Source organism: Pseudodesulfovibrio senegalensis (genome assembly GCF_008830225.1).
Taxonomy (GTDB): Bacteria; Desulfobacterota; Desulfovibrionia; order Desulfovibrionales; family Desulfovibrionaceae; genus Pseudodesulfovibrio; species Pseudodesulfovibrio senegalensis.
Map to the genome: position 1 here is coordinate 16,734 of NZ_WAIE01000008.1, position 18,398 is coordinate 35,131.

At 61.9% G+C, this 18,398-nt stretch carries 13 protein-coding genes; 6 read left to right on the plus strand and 7 right to left on the minus strand.

The window, feature by feature from the left end; all coding sequences use genetic code 11:
* Position 1 precedes the first annotated feature (1 nt).
* The 3 genes from F8A88_RS14275 (at position 2) to F8A88_RS14285 (ending at position 6,686) form a co-directional block, all read left to right on the plus strand.
* Entirely contained in the window at positions 2-1,705 is a 1,704-nt protein-coding gene (locus tag F8A88_RS14275) for a LytS/YhcK type 5TM receptor domain-containing protein (RefSeq protein WP_151151855.1), read from the plus strand.
* 157 nt (positions 1,706-1,862) lie between these two features.
* Positions 1,863-3,284, plus strand: coding sequence for a carbon starvation CstA family protein (locus tag F8A88_RS14280; protein WP_151151856.1), 1,422 nt, complete (start codon positions 1,863-1,865; stop codon positions 3,282-3,284).
* A 153-nt stretch (positions 3,285-3,437) separates the two neighbouring features.
* The gene (locus F8A88_RS14285; RefSeq protein ID WP_151151857.1) at positions 3,438-6,686 is read left to right on the plus strand and encodes a PAS domain-containing hybrid sensor histidine kinase/response regulator; all 3,249 of its coding nucleotides are present in this window, start codon (positions 3,438-3,440) and stop codon (positions 6,684-6,686) included.
* Between the two features lies 1 nt (position 6,687).
* On the opposite strand, the gene F8A88_RS14290 is transcribed toward F8A88_RS14285, so the two are convergent.
* The 3 genes from F8A88_RS14290 to F8A88_RS14300 are packed head-to-tail and all read right to left on the minus strand — an operon-like array spanning position 6,688 to position 10,524.
* Positions 6,688-8,436 carry an aldehyde ferredoxin oxidoreductase N-terminal domain-containing protein gene (locus tag F8A88_RS14290; RefSeq protein ID WP_151151858.1) on the minus strand — a complete coding sequence of 583 codons (1,749 nt, stop codon included), beginning with the start codon at positions 8,434-8,436 and terminating at the stop codon, positions 6,688-6,690.
* Positions 8,433-8,870, minus strand: coding sequence for a 4Fe-4S binding protein (locus tag F8A88_RS14295; protein ID WP_151151859.1), 438 nt, complete (start codon positions 8,868-8,870; stop codon positions 8,433-8,435). Before F8A88_RS14295 ends, F8A88_RS14290 begins: the two co-directional genes overlap by 4 nt.
* Before the next feature lie 28 nt (positions 8,871-8,898).
* Positions 8,899-10,524, minus strand: coding sequence for a glycosyltransferase family 4 protein (locus F8A88_RS14300; protein WP_151151860.1), 1,626 nt, complete (start codon positions 10,522-10,524; stop codon positions 8,899-8,901).
* Between the two features lie 261 nt (positions 10,525-10,785).
* Between F8A88_RS14300 and F8A88_RS14305 the strand changes: the two genes are divergently transcribed.
* The 3 genes from F8A88_RS14305 to F8A88_RS14315 all read left to right on the plus strand — a co-directional run bounded on the left by F8A88_RS14305 (position 10,786) and on the right by F8A88_RS14315 (position 14,840).
* On the plus strand, positions 10,786-12,282 hold the full coding sequence (locus tag F8A88_RS14305) for a sensor domain-containing diguanylate cyclase (RefSeq protein WP_241667472.1): 1,497 nt from the start codon (positions 10,786-10,788) through the stop codon (positions 12,280-12,282).
* A gap of 120 nt (positions 12,283-12,402) precedes the next feature.
* Positions 12,403-13,308: a TIGR01777 family oxidoreductase gene (locus F8A88_RS14310; RefSeq protein WP_151151861.1), complete on the plus strand. Its 906-nt coding sequence runs from the start codon at positions 12,403-12,405 to the stop codon at positions 13,306-13,308.
* An 86-nt stretch (positions 13,309-13,394) separates the two neighbouring features.
* A complete protein-coding gene (locus tag F8A88_RS14315; protein ID WP_151151862.1) occupies positions 13,395-14,840 on the plus strand; it encodes a sigma-54-dependent transcriptional regulator in 1,446 nt (481 codons plus the stop codon).
* A 151-nt stretch (positions 14,841-14,991) separates the two neighbouring features.
* Here F8A88_RS14315 and F8A88_RS14320 read toward each other — a convergent pair whose 3' ends face one another.
* From F8A88_RS14320 to nikB, 4 genes are read right to left on the minus strand one after another with little or no spacing between them, the layout of a single operon-like run.
* Positions 14,992-15,813, minus strand: coding sequence for an ABC transporter ATP-binding protein (locus F8A88_RS14320; protein ID WP_151151863.1), 822 nt, complete (start codon positions 15,811-15,813; stop codon positions 14,992-14,994).
* On the minus strand, positions 15,786-16,604 hold the full coding sequence (locus F8A88_RS14325; RefSeq protein ID WP_151151864.1) for an ATP-binding cassette domain-containing protein: 819 nt from the start codon (positions 16,602-16,604) through the stop codon (positions 15,786-15,788). The genes F8A88_RS14320 and F8A88_RS14325 overlap by 28 nt, the downstream gene beginning before the upstream one ends.
* Positions 16,601-17,455 (minus strand): nickel ABC transporter permease subunit NikC, encoded by an 855-nt coding sequence (gene nikC / locus F8A88_RS14330; protein WP_151151865.1) that lies wholly within the window; start codon positions 17,453-17,455, stop codon positions 16,601-16,603. Before nikC ends, F8A88_RS14325 begins: the two co-directional genes overlap by 4 nt.
* Positions 17,452-18,396, minus strand: a complete 945-nt coding sequence (gene nikB, locus F8A88_RS14335; RefSeq protein WP_151151866.1) for a nickel ABC transporter permease subunit NikB — start codon at positions 18,394-18,396, stop codon at positions 17,452-17,454. Before nikB ends, nikC begins: the two co-directional genes overlap by 4 nt.
* Positions 18,397-18,398: the final 2 nt, after the last annotated feature.

The following is an 18,398-nucleotide window of genomic DNA, read 5'->3' on the forward strand; positions in this document are numbered from 1 at the left end:
TATGGATACATTCAATATAATATTGGCCCTTGCCGAACGATTCGGCCTGATGGTGGGCGGCGTGTTCCTGCTCATGACCATTGCCCCGCTGCAACGCATGACCTTCACGCGGCAGGAATCCCGCTCGCGCACCATGCTCCTGTTGGCGCTGTTCGGAGCATTCGGCATACTGGGCACATACACGGGCAACTCCGTGTTCCAGTCCGTTGCCAATCTGCGCGCCATGGTGGTCATCACCGGCGGCCTGTTCGGCGGACCGGTGGTGGGCATCGGCTCGGGACTCATTGCCGGGGCGCACCGGGTGCTCATGGACCTGAACGGCTTCAGCTCCTGGCCCTGCGGGCTGGCCACCGGACTGGAGGGCGCGGCCGCCGGGCTGGTCAGCTACTGGCTGCGCGACAAGGCCATGCGCTGGCCCATCGCCTTCGGTCTGGCCGTTGCCGGCGAAATCGTGCACATGAGCCTGATCCTCATCCTTTCCCGCCCGTTCCCCGACGCCGTGGAACTGGTGCGGCTCATCGCCCCGCCCATGATCGTGGTCAATGCCATGGGCGCGAGCCTGTTCGTGGAAGTCATCAACCTGCTGGCCCGGGACAGGGAGCGGCGCGAATCCCTGCATGCGCAAATGATTCTGGACATCGCCAACCTCACGGTCAGCTACCTGCGTTCCGGCCTGAACCGCGAATCCGCGGAAGCCACGGCCAAGATCATCCACGACCGGCTGGGCGTGGCCGCCGTAGCCATCACCGACACGGAAAACGTGCTGGCCCATGTGGGCGCGGCAGACGACCACCACCTGCCCGACCGCCCCATCCGCACCAATGCCACGCGCGAAGTGCTGAACTCGGGGCAGGCCCTGTTTCTGGATTCGTCGGACAGGATCGGCTGCAACCACGACAGTTGCCCGCTGACTTCAGCCATCATCGTGCCGCTGGGACAATCCCGGGACATCGTGGGCACCCTCAAATTCTACGGCAGCAACAACAGCCCCCTGAACCGCACGCTCTTCGAGCTGGGCAAGGGGCTGGGCAACCTGTTCACCACCCAGTTGGAACTGGAAGACATCCAGGTCAAGGAACAGATGCTGGCCCATGCGGAAATCCGCAGGCTCCAGTCCCAGATCAACCCGCATTTCCTGTTCAACTCCCTGAACACCATCACCTCGTTCTGCCGCACCAACTCGGAGAAGGCCCGCGAACTGCTCTTGGACCTTTCCCTGTACATGCGCCGCAACCTGGACCTGAGCCGGGGGTTCGTGCCCCTTTCCGAGGAGCTGGAACAGGTGCGCTCCTATCTGGCCATCGAGCAGGCCCGCTTCGGCGACCGCATCAACGTGCGCATGGACATCGGCGACGGATGCGGAGCGTGGCCCATCCCTCCGCTCATCATCCAGCCCCTGGTTGAAAACGCCATCCGCCACGGACTGCTGGAACAGGAACAGGGCGGCGAGGTGCGCATCCACGCCCGGTGCCAAAACGAACTGCTCACCATCAGCATCGAGGACGACGGCACGGGCATGGATGAGCAGACACTGAAAGACCTCTGCTCGGAAAAGGACGAAGTGGATTCCCGCACCCGGGGCATCGGCCTGCGCAACTGCATGAACAGGCTCAAACGCATTTACGGCACCGAACACAATCTGGCCGTGCAAAGCGCTCCGGGCAAGGGCACCACGATCCGTTTCTCCGTGCCGCCCCGCCAGTAAACGGTCTTTCCCGCACCCCTTCGATGGTCGCGAAAGGTCATTTCAAACATCGCAAACGACAGTTCAGCCGGAATCGCTGGCATTTCCTCCCGAACATGCCCTAGGCATGGGCCAACCGCCTGTGCGGAAAAAAACTGCTTTTCGGGAGGATTCTACCATGTTGTTTTTCTTAGCCAGTGTTGCCCTGCTGATCGTGGGCTACCTGACATACGGCGCGTTCGTGGACAAAACCTTCGGGCCTGATCCGGCGCGAACCACCCCGGCCATCGCCCTGCAGGACGGCATCGACTACATGCCCCTGCCCAAATGGAAACTCATTTTCATCCAGGTGCTGGACATCGCGGGCATCGGCCCCATCTTCGGCCCCATTCTGGGCGCGCTGTACGGCCCGTCCGCCATGCTCTGGATCGTGATCGGCTGTATTTTCGGCGGCGCGGTCCACGACTACTTCTCCGGCGTGCTCTCCATGCGCAACAAGGGCGCCAGCATCCCGGAAGTGGTCGGTGAATACCTGGGCATGCCCGCCCGCCACGTCATGCGCGTGTTCTCCTTTGTGCTGCTCATGCTCGTGGGCGTCGTGTTCGTGCTCAGCCCGGCCAAGCTGCTCAACGGCCTGACCGGCATCAACACCGGCATTCTCGTGGCTGCCATCTTCGGCTACTACTTCCTGGCCACCATCCTGCCCATCGACAAGGTCATCGGCCGCTTCTACCCGGTTCTGGGCGCACTGCTGCTGACCATGACCATTGCTCTGGTCGTGGCCCTGTTTGCCGGCGGATACGAAATCCTGCCCAACCTGGACTTCGCCACCAACGTGCATCCCGGCGACAAGCCCATCTGGCCGCTGCTGTTCATCACCCTGTCCTGCGGCGCCATTTCCGGGTTCCACTCCACGCAGTCCCCGCTCATGGCCCGCTGCGTGAAGAATGAAAAAGAAGGCCGCTCCGTGTTCTACGGCGCCATGATCATCGAAGGCGTCATCGGCCTGATCTGGTGTACCATCGGCCTGTCCTTCTACAATTCTCCCGAAGCCCTTTCCGCGGTGATCGCGGCCGGCAGCCCCGCAGCCGTTGTGGCCGAAGTGTCCAAGACCCTGCTCGGACCGATCGGCGGCGGTCTGGCCATCGCGGCCATCATCGTGCTGCCCATCACCTCGGGCGACACCGCGTTCCGCTCCACGCGCCTCATCGTGGCCGAGACCTTCAAGGTCAAGCAGGGCGCAATCTCCAGCCGCCTGATGATCGCCGTGCCCCTGTTCGTGCTCGGCTACATCATCTCCACGCAGAACTTCTCCACCATCTGGCGCTACTTCGGCTTTGCCAACCAGAGCCTTGCCACCATGGTGCTGTGGACCGCAGCCGTGTATCTGGCCCAGCGCGCCAAGCTGCACTGGATCGCCACGATCCCGGCCGTGTTCATGACCGCAGTCTGCGTGACCTTCATCTGCAATGCCGCCATCGGACTGAACCTCGACTACTCGGTTTCGGTTGTTGCCGGAATCGTTGGTGCGGCCGCCGCACTGGCCGTGTTCATGGTCCGCTATGCGGGCAAGAAGAAGCCTGCTGCGGAATCCGCATAGGCTCTTCAGCGGGTCCAAGCTCCCCGCACCTCGTAAGGGACGCCCGCCTTCTTCGGAAGGCGGGCGCCTCGTTTTTCCAACCGTATAATTCTGTTTTGGCCCGGCGCCGCATGTGATATCGTTCCCTGCAAAAGCAGGGGGAGATTGCGGATCATGACATCCGAGCGCGAACGCCTCGAACAGGAGGTGCTGGAACTCAGGCAGCGGGTGGCTGAACTGGAAGCCACCGGCGATTCCGTGGAGTCGGCCTCGGGCATTGTGGGCGCGCTCCCTATTCCCGTGCTGATCAAGGATTCCTGCCTCAAATGGGTGTGGGGCAACAACGCCATGTGCGACATGCTGCACCTTGAACACGGGTCCCTTGCCGGGCTCACCGACGAAGCGGTGCACGGCAGGGAAAACGCCCGGGAAATCCATGAATGCGACCGGGCCGTGCTGGCCACGGGCGGCCCCCTCGGCTACGAAAAAATCCTGACCTTCGGCAACGCCTGCTATCACCTCTCGGTACTCAAGACCCTCTGGCATCCGGAAAAGGACAAAGAACCCTACGTGCTCTCCGTGGTGCGCGACGTAACGGCCATGCGCACGGCCGAAAACGAGGCCCGCGAAAGCAGGGAACGCTTCGGCAGGGTTCTCCGCAACACGCCCATGGGCGTGCACATGTACGAGCTGGCCCCGAACGGCGACCTCATTTTCACGGACGCCAACCCGGCAGCCGACCTGCTCACCGGCCGGAACACCGCGGCGCTGCGCGGCAAGCTCGCACACACGGTCTTTCCGGACATGGAAAAGCTCGGGCTGACGGACATATACCGCAACGTGGCCGAAACAGGCTCCACATGGAGCACCCGCGGCATGCGCTACCCGGACCAGCCGGACAAGCTGTTCGACGTCTACGCCTTTCGCATCTCCGAAGGCAGCGTGGCCGTTCAGTTCGAGGATGTGACGCACGCCGCGTATGTGAGCGAACAACTCAAAATCAACGAAAACCGCTACCGGAGCCTCTTCAACTCGTCGCCCATTCCCATGTGGGAATTCGACTTCTCCGGCGTCAAACGCCAACTGGACATGCTGCGCGGCAGCGGCGTTGACGACATTCTCTCCCACGTCCGCGCCCACCAGGAAAAACTGGCCGCCATGGTCGACTCCGTACACGTACTGGGGCTGAATCCGGCCTGCATGGACATGCTGGAAGCCTCTTCTGTCCGGGAAGCCTCGGATCACATTGAGAACATGTTCGACTTTCCCGAACTGATGCTGGTTCTGGAACAGTTTCTGAACATGGAAAAGGGCTTGCAGGTCGATCCCTTTCTTGTGCGGGCATGCACGGTCAAAGGATCGGCGCGCACGATCAAGACTCATTTCTCCCCCCTGCCCGGCCATGAGGAAAGGCTGGACCGCGTGCTTTTGACCATCACGGACGAAACCGAGCGCCTGCGTGCGGAAAAAGCCGTCACCGAAAGCGAGGAGCGCCTGCGTCTGGTGCTTTCCGCCACCAAGGACGGTATCTGGGACTGGGACATGAACTCGGGCAACGCCTATTTCTCGCCGTCCTACTACACCATGCTCGGGTACCGTTCCGGCGAATTCGAAGCCACGGAACAGGCATGGCTGGACCTGGTGCACCCGGACGACCGGGACAGGACCGTAAACAGGATACGAGCCGGCCTTGAGCACGGCAACGAATTTTCCACCGAATTCCGCATGCGGGCAAAGACCGGGCGCTGGGTCTGGATTCTGGGCAGGGGCAGGGTCGTGGAGCGCGATGAGCAGGGCCGTCCCCTGCGCACCGTGGGCAGCCACGCGGACATCACCGCGCTCAAGCGGGTGCAGGAAGAACTCCTTGAACACAAGAACCTGTTCGAAGCCATGGCCGACAACCTCTTCGACATGCTCTGGGCCAAGGACACCGAAGGCAACTACCTGTTTGCCAACAAGGCCCTGCGCAATGCCATGCACATGAACGACGGGGAAGAACTCATTGGCCGCAACGACCTTTTCTTTGCCGAACGCCTCCGGAAAACAGGCATGACCCCCCGTTTTTCCGGAAAACACGTTCATAGCGACATGACAGTGCTGCATACCGGCCATCCGGAACGGTATGAAGAAGAATACGCCATGGATGAAGGACGCATGGTCTACGACGTGCGCAAATCGCCGCTGTTCGACAGGCACGGCAAACTCATCGGCACGGTGGGCATGGGCCGCGACATCACCGAGACCAAACAGGCCCAGGCAACGCTGGTCCGGGCCAAGGAAGCGGCGGAATCCGCAGTCCGCAGCAAGGACCAGTTCCTGGCCAACATGAGCCATGAAATACGCACACCCATGAACGGCGTGCTCGGCATGCTGCAACTGCTGAACGCCACCCCGCTCAACGGGGAGCAGACTGAATACGTGGAAACCGCGCTGGAGTCGGGCCGCGGCCTGTTGTCGGTCATCAACGACATCCTCGATTTCTCCAAGATGCAGTCCGGAGGGTTTTCCCTTGCCCGGCAGGAATTCACCCTGCATGAGACCATGCGCACGGTCTTGCGCAGCTTCTCGGTGCAGGCTCGCGACAAACGCATCGGCCTGAGCTACGAAGTCGCCCCGGACATGCCGCAAACCCTGATCGGCGACGACGCACGCCTGCGCCAGATTCTGTTCAACCTTGTGGGCAACGCGGTCAAGTTCACCCACTCGGGCAACGTGGGCGTGCGTGCGGATCATCTCGGTCCGCACAAGGGAGGAGTCATGATCGGCCTGGAAGTCTCGGACACGGGCATCGGCATCCCGGAATCCCTGCTGCAAAAGGTTTTCGACCCGTTCACACAGGCGGACGGGTCATTTTCGCGCCAGTATCAGGGAACCGGATTGGGGCTGGGCATCGTGCGCTCGCTGGTGGAACGCATGGGCGGCACGCTCAGCATCGACTCCGAAGAAAAGCAGGGCACGGCAATATACGCCACCCTGCTGCTGGATTTGCCCGAATGCGAAACGGCCCCAGCGCATGACAAGCCCGCGCCCGAGCCCGCAAAACGCCCCCAGCGGGTGCTTGTGGTGGAAGACGACGAGGTCAACCGCTTCACCACCAAACGGTATCTGGAAAAAAGCGGCTATGCGGTCTGTGTGGCCCACTCCGGAGAAGAGGCCGTGTCCCTGTGTTCCGGGGAACGCTTCGACTGCATTCTCATGGATATCCAGATGCCCGGCATGGACGGCATGGCCGCCACCCGGAAAATCCGCGAAGCAGAAAAGGGGAAAGACACGCCCGTGGTGGCGCTCACCGCACACGCCATGCAGGGGGACAGGGAGCGCTTTCTGGCCGCGGGCATGGACGGGTACGCATCCAAACCGCTGGAGCTGGAAGAGCTGGCTGCGGCCGTGGCAACGGCCATCGCGAACGGCAGGCAATCCTGATCTATTCTTCGCTGACCGCCCCGATTTCCATGATGCGCCGGGCATATTCCGTGCGCAAGGCCTCCATGTAGTCCGGGTCCACCGGCCCCTTCCAGGTGACAACCTCCCGGAACCGTTTGGGAATGCGCACGGCAGCCGCGTCGTATCCGGTCTGCACGCGGGTCTGCCAGCGGATGCGCTGGATGTTTTCGGCCATGGACGGCATGGCCCCGGCCAGCTTGTCATAGCCCACGGATTCCAGCGCGCGGCCCAGAAGCTCCTCGGAATACACGCCCCGGGCAAACAGACAGGACACCATGGCGCACAGCAGCACGCGGGATTTCTCGTCTTCCACCAGGAAGTCCACGGCGTGGTCCACGTCCTGCTCTTCGTGCTTCTGGTCGTAGGAATACCCGCCCGTATCCAGATGCGAATGCCGGAACCCCAGTCCCTCGGCGGCAAAAAAAACCTCGCCCGTGGCGTAGCCGGCCATTTCCTGACCCAGCACGCAGGCAAAATCACCGCCCCCGAACACTTCGGCGGCCTTGAGGGTTCCCCTGCTCAGCAGGGAGTAGAATTCATTGCTGTTGCGGGCCAGATGCTCGATGGCGGCCATGTAGTCGTCCGCTTGGCCGAAGGCAAGGGGCACAAGGGTCTGCTCCTCGGTCACCAACCCCTTTTCCTGCGCCTCGGTGGCCCAGGCAAGGGCCACGCCCGTGCTCATGACGTCCAGCCCCATGAGCTCCACGGTATCCATGAGCCGCAGGGCGTCAAAGGAATCCGTGATCCCGAGCATGGAACCGACCGCAAAGAGCAATTCATAGTCGTAGCCCACCTGCCGGTACAGGTATTGGTAATTTTCCTGAAATTTCTCGCGCACATAACCGATATGAATGCAGCCCACCGGACATCCGGCACAGGCTGCGTTGCGCAAAAGCCGGTCCTCGGCCATGCGTTCGCCCGTGATGGCGTCCACGTCGGGATCATGGGTCTGCTGCAGGTTGCGCCACGGCAGGGCGTGCAGTTCATTGAGCGCGCCAACGTTCCCGGCCGTTCCCAACCCATGGTATTTGTCCATGATGGAGGTGTCGGTCAGCTGCTTGTACACATCCTTGAACAGGGAGGTATAGGCCTTGCCTTCGGGCAGGGGGAAGCCGCGGTCGCCGAGGATGACGATGGCCTTGAGGTTCTTGGCCCCCATGACCGCACCCGCGCCCATGCGCCCGAAATGGCGATAGGTGTCCACATTGATGCAGGCGTAGGAACAACGGTTCTCCCCGGCCGGACCGATGCGCAGCATGGACCGCCGCCCGGAACCCGGAAACATGTCGCGGATGACCCGGCCGCAGCTCAGGGCATCGCGCCCGCGCAGAAAATTCACGTCGCGCAGTTCAAAAGTCCGCGCACCCACGGCCAGGGCCGAAAGACGTTTGGCACGGCCGCGAATGACCAGCGCGTCCATGTCGCCGAAACGCATGGACAGGGCCGAGCGGCCGCCCGCGTGGGATTCGGCGTACTGGTCGTGATAGGGGGACTTGAAAGCGCAGACCGTCTTGCTCATGAGCGGGAAATATCCGGTCAGGGGGCCGATGGCGAAAATCAGGGGCTGTTCAGGGTCGTCCCACGGCCTGTCCGCATGGCCGAACTCCTGGAAAAGCATGGCCGCAAGTCCGCCGCCGCCGCACAACTGCTCGCGCCCGTCGCGCTCCAGCACCTGCATGGTTCCCGTATCCAGATCCACGAGATACACACGGAAATGATCGCGAATCATGACGCCTCCTCCTGTGTGGGCTGGGAGCGTTCCGAAACGATCTCCACCATTTCCAGACAGTCGTGGGGACAATATTCCACGCACCGACCGCAATGAATGCACAGATAGGGATTGACTTCATGGTCCAGAAAGATGGCGTCCACAGGACAGGCCTCGGCACATTTGCCGCAGCGGATGCACAGCTTGCGCTTCTGGATGACGCCGCCTTCCCGGCGCTGGGTCAGCGCCCCGGTGGGGCAGACCTCGGCACAGGGGGCCGGGTCGCAGGCAAGGCAGAGCCGGGCCTGAAACCCCGTGGACAATCCGCCCGCCGAGCGGATGCGGATGCCCGCCTTGTTCCACGAAAGCTGCTTGTGCACCAGCCGGGCACAGGCCAGCGAACAGGAATGGCAGCCGATGCAGCGCTCCATGCGCGCAGCGGTCAATTTCTTCATGATCGAACCTCCCGAAAGCCAGAACCGGCTACGAGCCGGCAAAGACCGTCAGTTCAAGAATGTCATGTTTGAGTGCCCAGAGGACATGATATTCTGCCCGGCCAGGGTCAAGCGGGTTGTCCAGACCACCGAGCCGTTCCAGCATCTCGGCCACGGTCACGGGCTTGCGTGCCAGAAAAACCATGTGCTTGAGCACCTCGGGATCGATGACCCGTTCCAGTCCGGCGTACAGCAGGGGGAAATCCCGGCCGCGGTACAGGCCCTGCCCGGTACGTCCGGCAGCCAGCAGCATGTCTTTGTGCAGACTCTGCGTGGGATAATGGCCGAACACCCGCGCAAATTGCACCTGGGCCGGATGAGCCACGCCCCGCAGGGATGCCTCGTCCACGGGCTCGTCATTCAATTCGTCCCAAAGGCGCACGTACTGCTCGATGACCTGCGGCCATGCAAATTGTCGGCACACGCGCTCGCGCGCGGCCTGCCCCATGGTCCGGCGCAAGTCCGGGTCCGCTATCAGCCTGTGCAGGGACTCCGCCAGGGCCGGGATCTGCACGGCGGTCTGCTGGGCAAGCAACAGGTGGTAATGGTTGTCGTAAGTAAAGGGAGCCATGAGGTCGGCCTCGTCCGTGCATTGCGGCCCGACCGTGGGCACCAGCAGGCCCGTGACCTCGTGGCGCACCAGGTCCTTGTAGCCGTCATAGTCCGAAACCACGGCGGGCAGGCCGAACGCCCCGGCCTCCAGCACGGTGATGCCGAAGGTCTCCTGCGGGTTGTCGGCAATGGAGACGAAAACATCGGCCTCATGAAAAATGGCGGTCTTTTCCGCTTCGGTGGGCCGGGCGCGAATGACCAGATCCAGCCCGATGTTGGCAGCCAGTTCCCTGAGCACCGGGGTATAGTCGTCGTTGTCCTCGGTCCATCCGGCCAGCACCAGCCGCACGGAAGCCGGGTCCAGACCGTCGGAAAACAGGCGGTGCAACGCTCGCAGCAGGGGCAGCAGATCCATCTTGGAGTAATGGGAAATGCGCCCGAAAACCAGCAGGGAACACGGTCCCTGACCGCTGCGCCCGGCAGGCTCGAACGTCTGCGGATCAATGCCCAGCGGAATGCGGCGCACCACAGGGCCGGGCACGGATTCGAGGCCGTAGCCCTGCCGCAGGGCCTCGAAATGGTTTTCCACGGCGGCCACCCCTGCGGTGGACGTGGATACGATGCAGTCGCGCGGGGTGGCTCCGGGCCAGACGTGCTGCAAAAACAGCCGCCCGTAATCGGCATAGCTCAGGGAATGGGTCACCCCGGTTATGGGAAAGATACGCCTGCTGCGGGCATTGCGCAGCCGTGCCAGATGCGGTTGCAGGGTCATGCAGTCGGACTGGTGGAAACAGTGGTACCTGGTGGCGGCCAGCCGGGACGGAAGCTCGCGCCTGTCCATGACCGAAAAACCGCCCCGGGCCGCGATTGACGGGGCCATGCGCTGCAGTGTTTCCCGCTGCGCCCGGGCCGCGGCCTCGCTGCCCAAAAAGAAATGGTATTCGTCAAAGGGGTCGGCCCGCAGCAGAAAATCCATGAAACGGGCATTGGCCACCTTGCGTCCCAGCACGGCCCCGGACTCGTAAAACGGGTCCAGCGTGCCCCATATGCGCTTCTCGTTCATATCCATATTCAGGTCAAACCGGACTTCGGGCCATTTGTCAAAGAAATTCAAAGAACCGGGTGTCGGAATTTTGTTCCTCCCCCATTTCGGCCCGTTGCGGCCGCACAAAAACACAGGCGGAAAAACATACAGTAAATAGAGTCAATTAAGCCTCAAAAAAACGCCGGCAGCACCCGGAAACCCCACAATGGCCCTTATTTTGCAAAAAGTCCCGATGCAAACAAGGAAAAGTCAGTTTTTGGACGGCTTGGAGGCTGAACAATGACACAGAGCAAGAAAATGAATCGTGGCGATCGCCCGGAACTCATGTGGGGACTGGGGCTTACGGAATCGCAGCAGACACAGATAAAGAAGGCGGTTGGGCCTGGCTTCTTTCTGCGCAATTTCCCGGAAGGGAACCTGCCGTGGAACCGTGAGCTTGCCCATGAGGAAAAGCCTTCCGCAACATGGATTCCCCTCAAGGTATGGAAAGATATTTCCGACAACCGCAAGGAAACCTACAAGCGCATCGAATCCACGCAGCGCATCCTGATCCGCGAGGAAATGGATGAAAACGTTGAGATGGAAGACGTGCTCGAACAGGGCTTTTTGACGGTCGTCACCTCGCCCCTGACCCGTAGAAAGGTACAGGATGCTGTCTTCCGCGCCAGGGAAGTGACCAGCATGTACTCGGACATATACCGCATGACCGAGGAAATCATGCTGGAACGTGAACTGCTCTCGCGCAAGACCGACCAGCTCCTGTTCCTGAACAAGATTCTCACGGGCTGCGCCGAAAGCCTCGACGCGCGGGTCATTCTGTCCAACGCCAAGGAGCACCTGAACATGCTGGTGCCGGTGTTCGAGCTGCACGCCGTCTTCTGGCAGCGCCAGTTTGAAAACGGGCTGACCGACGTGGAACTCTTTCTGGACAGCAAGGCCTCCACAGACAAGGAAGAGGAATGGACGCGCATGCTGCTGGGCTGCGCCGAACGCATGGGCGACAGCACGGTCAGCGGCTTCCAGAGTTCACATATTGATCCGGTCTTCCGTCCCGGCACCCACGGCGCAACAGATGCCCGGGTGGTCTCCATGCCCCTGCAGGCGGGCAACGACACCTACGGATGTCTGGTGCTTTCCGTGGACAAGCAGGCACGCATGGGCAAGGACGAGGTGGAAACCTTCAAGGCCGCGGCCAGCCACTTGGGCCTGGCCCTGCGCAACGCCCTGATGTTCAAGGAAGTCAAGCTGCGGGCAGACCACGACGCACTGACCCGCATATACAACCGTCACACCTTTGACGAACGGCTGGTGCACGAACTCAAGCGCGGTCAACGCTACGGTCACGACCTTTCCCTACTCATGGTCGATCTGGACCACTTCAAGGAAGTGAACGACACATACGGGCATCAGGCCGGAGACATTGTCCTGCGGGAAATGGGCAACATCCTGAACAGCTCGATCCGCGCCACCGACCTTGCCGCCCGATACGGGGGCGAAGAATTCGTGGTGCTGCTGCCGCATACCACCGAGGCAGACGCCCACATGCTGGCGGAACGCATCCGCAAACGGCTGGCAGATACCAATTTCTCCTTCAACGGACACCAGTTCTCCATCACGGCCAGCATTGGCGTGGCCTCCGTGGAAACCGGCTGCCTGAACCGGGAGCAGGACCTCGTGCTCAAGGCGGACGAAGCCTTGTATCAGGCCAAGAACAACGGCCGAAACATGGTTGTCATCTCCAGGCAATGCCCGGAAGAACGGCGCATGCAGCAATAGGCGCATCCCGCGAACGAACGAATCTTCAAAAGGCCCGCACACGCGGGCCTTTATCATTTCCATACCCTCTTGGCAGTGCTATGCTCCTGTCTGAACGAAACCTGAACGGGTGATATATACATGCGCGCAATAATTGCCGGAGGAACCGGCTTCATCGGCAGGGCCCTGATCGCCGAACTGCAAAAGAACAACTGGGAAATCATCGTGCTTTCCCGCACGCCGTCCCGCGTGGCCGAGGTATTCGGCAGCGGGGTCATCGGCATGGTCTGGAACGGCGGCGGGGACTGGAGTTCCCTGCTCGGACCGCAGACCGTGGTGGTCAATCTCGCCGGAGAAAACATTTCCGGACGCTGGACCACAGCCAAAAAGCAACGGATTCTGGAAAGCCGCCTCAAGGCCGGGGAAAAGATCGTGCAGGCCGTGAAATCATCGGAGCAGCCGCCCGCCGCACTCATACAGGCCTCGGCCGTGGGCTTTTACGGACCGCACCAGAGCACGCCCCTGAACGAGGAACATCCGGGGGGTACCGGCTTTCTGGCGGACGTGGCCCGGCAGTGGGAAGATTCCACCAAAAGCCTTGAGAAGCTCGGGGTACGGCGATGTATCATCCGCACCGGAATGGTGCTGGGCCATGGCGGCGCATTGAAGCAGATGCTCCCTCCTTTCCGCATGTTCATGGGCGGTCCGGTGGGGCACGGCCATCAGGGGGTGTCATGGATCCACCTGCTGGACGAGGTGCGCGCCATACGCTTTCTCATGGAAAACGAATCCGAAGCGGGGGCATACAACCTCACGGCGCCCAACCCCACGGATTTCAACAAATTCGCCAAGATACTGGGTGAAGTGCTCAATCGGCCCTCATGGCTGCGCACGCCGCCATTTGTCCTGCGCGCCCTGTTCGGCTCCATGGCGGACGAACTGCTGCTCACCGGCCAATTCGCCCTGCCCGAAGCACTGCAGCGCGCGGGATTCGAGTTCCGTTTCCCGGACCTGAAGTCCGCGCTCAGCGACCTGCTGGCCCGCTGAAAACCGAACCGCGCTCTTGAACACCGCGCCCCGGTGCGGTAGGTGTGGTAAAAATACCACATTGTGCCACGCACAAGGGAGTGAACATGGGCGGCCACATCCTGATCATCGACGACGAAGAAAGCATCCGCATGTCCCTGCAGGGCATTCTGGAAGACGAAGGCCATACCGTGTTCGGCGCGGAAAACGGCGAACAGGGGCTGGTCCGCATGGATGCAGAGCGGCCGGACATGGTCTTTCTGGACATCTGGATGCCGGGCATGGACGGGCTGGAGGTGCTGGAACGCATCCGGGCCATGCACGAAAACGTGCCCGTAATCATGATCTCGGGGCACGGCACCATTGAAACCGCGGTCAAGGCGCTGAAAAAAGGCGCGTTCGATTTCATTGAAAAGCCGCTCTCGCTGGAAAAGGTTGTGGTCTCCACGCGCAACGCATTGGAGTTCGCCCGCCTGACCCGCGAAAACCAGGCTCTCAAATCCAGCATTTCCAACGACCATCCCGTGAAGCTCACGGGCAATTCCCCGGCCATTCAACAGCTCAACGACGTGATTTCCCGCGTGGCCCCCACCGAGGCGTGGGTGCTCATCACCGGCGAAAACGGTACGGGCAAGGAAATCGTGGCCCGCTCCATCCACCACCAGAGCAAACGCGCGGACAAGCCGCTGGTGGCCGTGAACTGCGCGGCCATTCCCGAGGAACTCATCGAATCCGAACTGTTCGGCCATGAAAAGGGCGCGTTCACCGGCGCGGAAAACGCGCAGGCAGGCAAATTCGAGCTGGCCCACGGCGGCACGCTGTTTCTGGATGAAATCGGCGACATGAGCCTGAAAACACAGGCAAAAATACTGCGCATCATTCAGGAGCAATCCTTTGAGCGCGTGGGCGGGCGCAAGACCATCACCGTGGACGTGCGCGTGATCGCGGCCACCAACAAGAACCTGCCCGAGGAAATAGAGAACGGCACGTTCCGCGAGGACCTCTATTACCGGCTCAAGGTCTTTCCGCTGGAGGTGCCGCCCCTGCGCACACGCGGGGACGATATCGCCCTGCTCATTGCGGATTTCACGGATCTGCTGGCCAAGACTCACGGGTTCAAGCCCCTGCAGTTCGAGCAGGACGCGCTCAGCGCGCTGTGCTCCTACGCATGGCCCGGCAACGTGCGCGAACTCAAGAATTTCGTGGAACGCATGTTCATCATGCACGCGGGCGAATCGGTGAACGCAGCCATGCTGCCCCCCGAAATGCTCGCGAAAACAGACGTGCAACCGCCCGCCGACCAACAGCCCGCACCAACGCAGCCCCAGACCCCGCAAGCAGATCATGAGCCCTGCCCGGAAAGCACCATCGACCCGTTCATCACCAGCGGCCCGGCAGACCTGAAACAGGCCCGCGCCCTTTTCGAGGCCCGCTTCCTGGAGGCCAAGCTGCGCGAATACGAGGGCAACGTCTCCCAGCTGGCCAAGGCCGTGGGCATGGAACGCTCCAGCCTGTACCGCAAGCTCAAGGCCTACGACATTCAGGTGGACTGACGGAAGAAACACATTTCATTCCGCAACCGCAAACTCTGTGACAAGCCATCCCATCACGCGCAGCGTGATCGACAAAAAGTCTGGAAGGGAGGGGTCCGGGGAGGGGAACCTTTTCAAAGGTTTCCCTCCCCGGCTCGTTCATCTCTTTTGATCAGACCGCGACCCGTTCACTGAAGCTGCCCTGTTGCCGCGCCTTGTCGGGCATGGGCGGCAAAATAGCATCGAACAGTTCCCGCAACACCCCGGAGCCCTTCATGTCCAGCGTGCGGGACGGATCAAAGGCGTGCAGACTGCCGTCGCTCATGAAAAACGCGCGGTCGCAAAAACGGCGTACCAGCCGCAGGTCGTGGGTCACGAACAGATAGGCCGTGCCGTATTGGCGGCGCAACGAATCCAGCAGGTCAAGGATGCGGGCCTGAATGAGCATGTCCAGACTGCTCACGGCCTCGTCCAGCACGATGACCTGCGGCGAGGGAGCCAGTGCGCGGGCAATGCAGACGCGTTGCAACTGACCGCCGCTGAACCGTCCGGGCAGCTTGTCCGCGTCGTCCGGGCACAGCCCGACCAGCTCCAGCAGTTCGGCCACGCGGTCCCGAAGCTGTCGCCCTTTCAATTTATCGAAATTGCGCAAGGGCTCGGCAATGATCTCCCCGGCGGTCAGGCGGGGATTGCTGGAACCGATGGCGTCCTGAAAGACCACCTGCACGGCCCGGCGCACATCCATGGGCAGCCGTTTGCGGCCGGTCACGTCCTGCCCCAATATCCGCACGCTGCCCGCGTCCGGGGCTTCCAGCCCCAGCATGATGCGTCCCAACGTGCTCTTGCCGCTGCCGCTGCGTCCCACGAGCCCGAGGCTTTCCCCCGGGTTCAGCGAAAGGTTCACGTCCTCGAGTACGGTAAAACGTTCCTGCTTGTGAAAAAAGCCGCCCCGTCCGTAGGTCTTTCTTATTCCGGAGAGTTCGACAACCGGCATGGTTCGCTCCCGTGGTTGCAGCCGGAAAACAGCAGATGCGTGGCAATGAGGCTCTGCGTGTATTCCTGCTGCGGATTACCGAAAATATCATGCACGGAGCCGCGTTCTATGATGCGCCCCTCGTGCATGACGGCCACGTCGTCGGCAAGCTTTGCTATGACGCCCAGATCGTGCGTCACCAGCAGCATGCCCAGCCCGCGCCGCTCCTTGAGCCCGGCCAGCAGGTCCAGCACGCGGGCCTGGGCCACGGTATCCAGATCCGTTGTGGGCTCGTCCGCTATGAGAAACGGGGCCTCCAGAATCAGGGCCAGGGCCACCATCACGCGCTGGAGCATGCCCCCACTCATCTGAAACGGATACAGATCCGGCACGGACTGCGGATCGGCAAAGCCGACCTCCTGCAGGGCGTCCAGCATGCGATCGCCAAAATCCGGGGAAAGCCTGCCGTGAGCAGCCAGGGTCTCCTTGAAATGGCTGCGAATGGTAAACACCGGGTCGAAACAGCTCATGGGATTTTGCAGAATCATGCCCACCTTGCTGCTGCGCATGGCCCGTCGTTGCGCTTTGCTTTCAAGGGTCTTGCCCTCCACGCGGACAGAACCCTGCATGGATAAGCCGCGCGGCAAAAGGTCCATGACCGAAAGGCAGGTCAGGGATTTGCCGCTGCCGCTGGCGCCCACAAGCCCCAGAACCCGGCCCAGCGAAGCCTGAAAGCCAACGCCGGAAACCAGCTCCCGGTCTGCGGAGCGCACATGCAGATTCCGCACTTCAAGAAACGGAATGGAACTCATGGCAAGACATCCTCCTGTACGGCCAGAGCCGGATCGAGCGTGTCCCGCAGGGCATCGCCCAGCAGGTTGAAGGCCATGACCGTCACGAAGATCATGACGCCGGGCAGCATGATGAGCATGGGGTGGCTCCATATGAACTGTCGCGCGTCACTGATCATCACGCCCCATTCGGGCATGGGCGGCGTAACCCCGAGACCGAGAAACGACAGGCCCGAGACGTGCAGCATCATGTGGCCGATGTCCAGAGTGCACAGAATCACCAGCTGGGCCACGATGGGCGGCAGGATGTGCCGCGCCGTGGTCCGCAGCCGCCCGGTGCCCGCAACCCTGGCCGCCAGCACGTACTCGCGGTTCTTCAGCGAAAGCACCATGCTGCGGATGATGCGCGCGTACCAGGCCCAGTGGGTCAGCGCCACGGCAATGATGACATTGACCATGCCCGTGCCCAGCACGCCGATGAGGAACATGGCCAGAATGAACGTGGGAAAGGTCAGAAAAACATCGCAGAAACGCATGAGCGAGGAATCCACGATGCCGCCTGCGTATCCGGAAACCGTGCCCACGGTAAACCCGAGCAGCAGCACGATGGCCATGATGGCGGCCACCGAACTGAGGGATGTCCGGGTGCCGTATACCAGCCGCGAAAGCACGTCGCGCCCCAGATGGTCGCACCCCAGCGGATGCTCGGCAGAGGGCGGGGCAAACCTGTTTTCCAGAACGACCTCGGTGGGGTCGTGCGGGGCCAGAGCCGGGGCAAACACGGCTGTGCCGCAGACGACCACCGCCATGAGCACGGCGATGGCCAGCACCCCGCGCCGGGCCACAAACCTGAAAAGGGTACGGGAGCTCATCGTTCCCCACCTCCTTCGAGCCGTATGCGCGGATCAAGCCAGGCGTAGAGGATGTCCACCCCGAGGTTCATGAGCACGAAGATGCCGGTCATGATGAGAATGAAACACTGCATGACCGGATAATCCCGGTTGTAGATGGCCGAGACCGCATAGCGGCCCACGCCGGGCCAGGAGAAAATGCTCTCGGCCACCACGGCCCCGCCGAACAGTTCGCCCACGTGCATGCCGATGGCCGTAACCACCGGGATGAGCGAATTGACCAGCACGTGCCTGCCCACCACGACCCGCTCGGGCAGCCCCCGAACACGGGCATAGAGCACGTGCCGGGCGTGCATGTTGTCGAGCATGTTGCCGCGTATGAGCCGGGTATTGATGGCCATGGACATGAGCGACATGGACACGGCGGGCATGATCATGTGATCCAGCCCCCCCATGCCCAAAGGCGGCAGCCAGCCCAGCTGGACCGAAAAAAGCCAGACCAGCAGGAATCCCAGCCAGAACCCCGGCATGGACACCCCGGCAAAGGCCACGGCCCGCGTGAGGTGGTCGGGCAGGCGGTCCTTTTCCAGCGCGGACCAGATGCCCAGCGGCAGGCTGGCCGCAAGGGTCAGCAGCAGGGAAAACCCGGCCAGCTTGAGCGTGTTGGGAAGGTAGAACAGTATTTCCTGAAGCACCGGAAGCCCGGTGACGTAGGAACGTCCGAAGTCAAGCGTGATGGCCTTGCCCAGCCAATGGACGTATTGCACGGCCAGCGGCAGATCGAGGCCCAGCTCCTGCCGGGCCACGGCCAGAGCCTCGTCCGTGGGCGGAATATTGGAAAGGCGCAGATACGACATGGCCGGATCGCCCTGCCCGAGCCTGAGTATGAGGAACACGATTGCCGATACGGCCAAAAGCATTGGCACGAGTATCAGCAACCGCTTGGCTATGTATCGCAGCATGG

Coding starts and splice junctions, on each gene's coding strand:
- F8A88_RS14315 (WP_151151862.1), top strand. CDS start 13,395: ATGGGCGGCCACATCCTGATCATCGACGACGAAGAAAGCATCCGCATG.
- F8A88_RS14305 (WP_241667472.1), top strand. CDS start 10,786: ATGACACAGAGCAAGAAAATGAATCGTGGCGATCGCCCGGAACTCATG.
- F8A88_RS14280 (WP_151151856.1), top strand. CDS start 1,863: ATGTTGTTTTTCTTAGCCAGTGTTGCCCTGCTGATCGTGGGCTACCTG.
- F8A88_RS14310 (WP_151151861.1), top strand. CDS start 12,403: ATGCGCGCAATAATTGCCGGAGGAACCGGCTTCATCGGCAGGGCCCTG.
- F8A88_RS14295 (WP_151151859.1), bottom strand. CDS start 8,870: ATGAAGAAATTGACCGCTGCGCGCATGGAGCGCTGCATCGGCTGCCAT.
- F8A88_RS14300 (WP_151151860.1), bottom strand. CDS start 10,524: ATGAACGAGAAGCGCATATGGGGCACGCTGGACCCGTTTTACGAGTCC.
- F8A88_RS14275 (WP_151151855.1), top strand. CDS start 2: ATGGATACATTCAATATAATATTGGCCCTTGCCGAACGATTCGGCCTG.
- F8A88_RS14320 (WP_151151863.1), bottom strand. CDS start 15,813: ATGCCGGTTGTCGAACTCTCCGGAATAAGAAAGACCTACGGACGGGGC.
- nikC (WP_151151865.1), bottom strand. CDS start 17,455: ATGAGCTCCCGTACCCTTTTCAGGTTTGTGGCCCGGCGCGGGGTGCTG.
- F8A88_RS14325 (WP_151151864.1), bottom strand. CDS start 16,604: ATGAGTTCCATTCCGTTTCTTGAAGTGCGGAATCTGCATGTGCGCTCC.
- F8A88_RS14290 (WP_151151858.1), bottom strand. CDS start 8,436: ATGATTCGCGATCATTTCCGTGTGTATCTCGTGGATCTGGATACGGGA.
- nikB (WP_151151866.1), bottom strand. CDS start 18,396: ATGCTGCGATACATAGCCAAGCGGTTGCTGATACTCGTGCCAATGCTT.
- F8A88_RS14285 (WP_151151857.1), top strand. CDS start 3,438: ATGACATCCGAGCGCGAACGCCTCGAACAGGAGGTGCTGGAACTCAGG.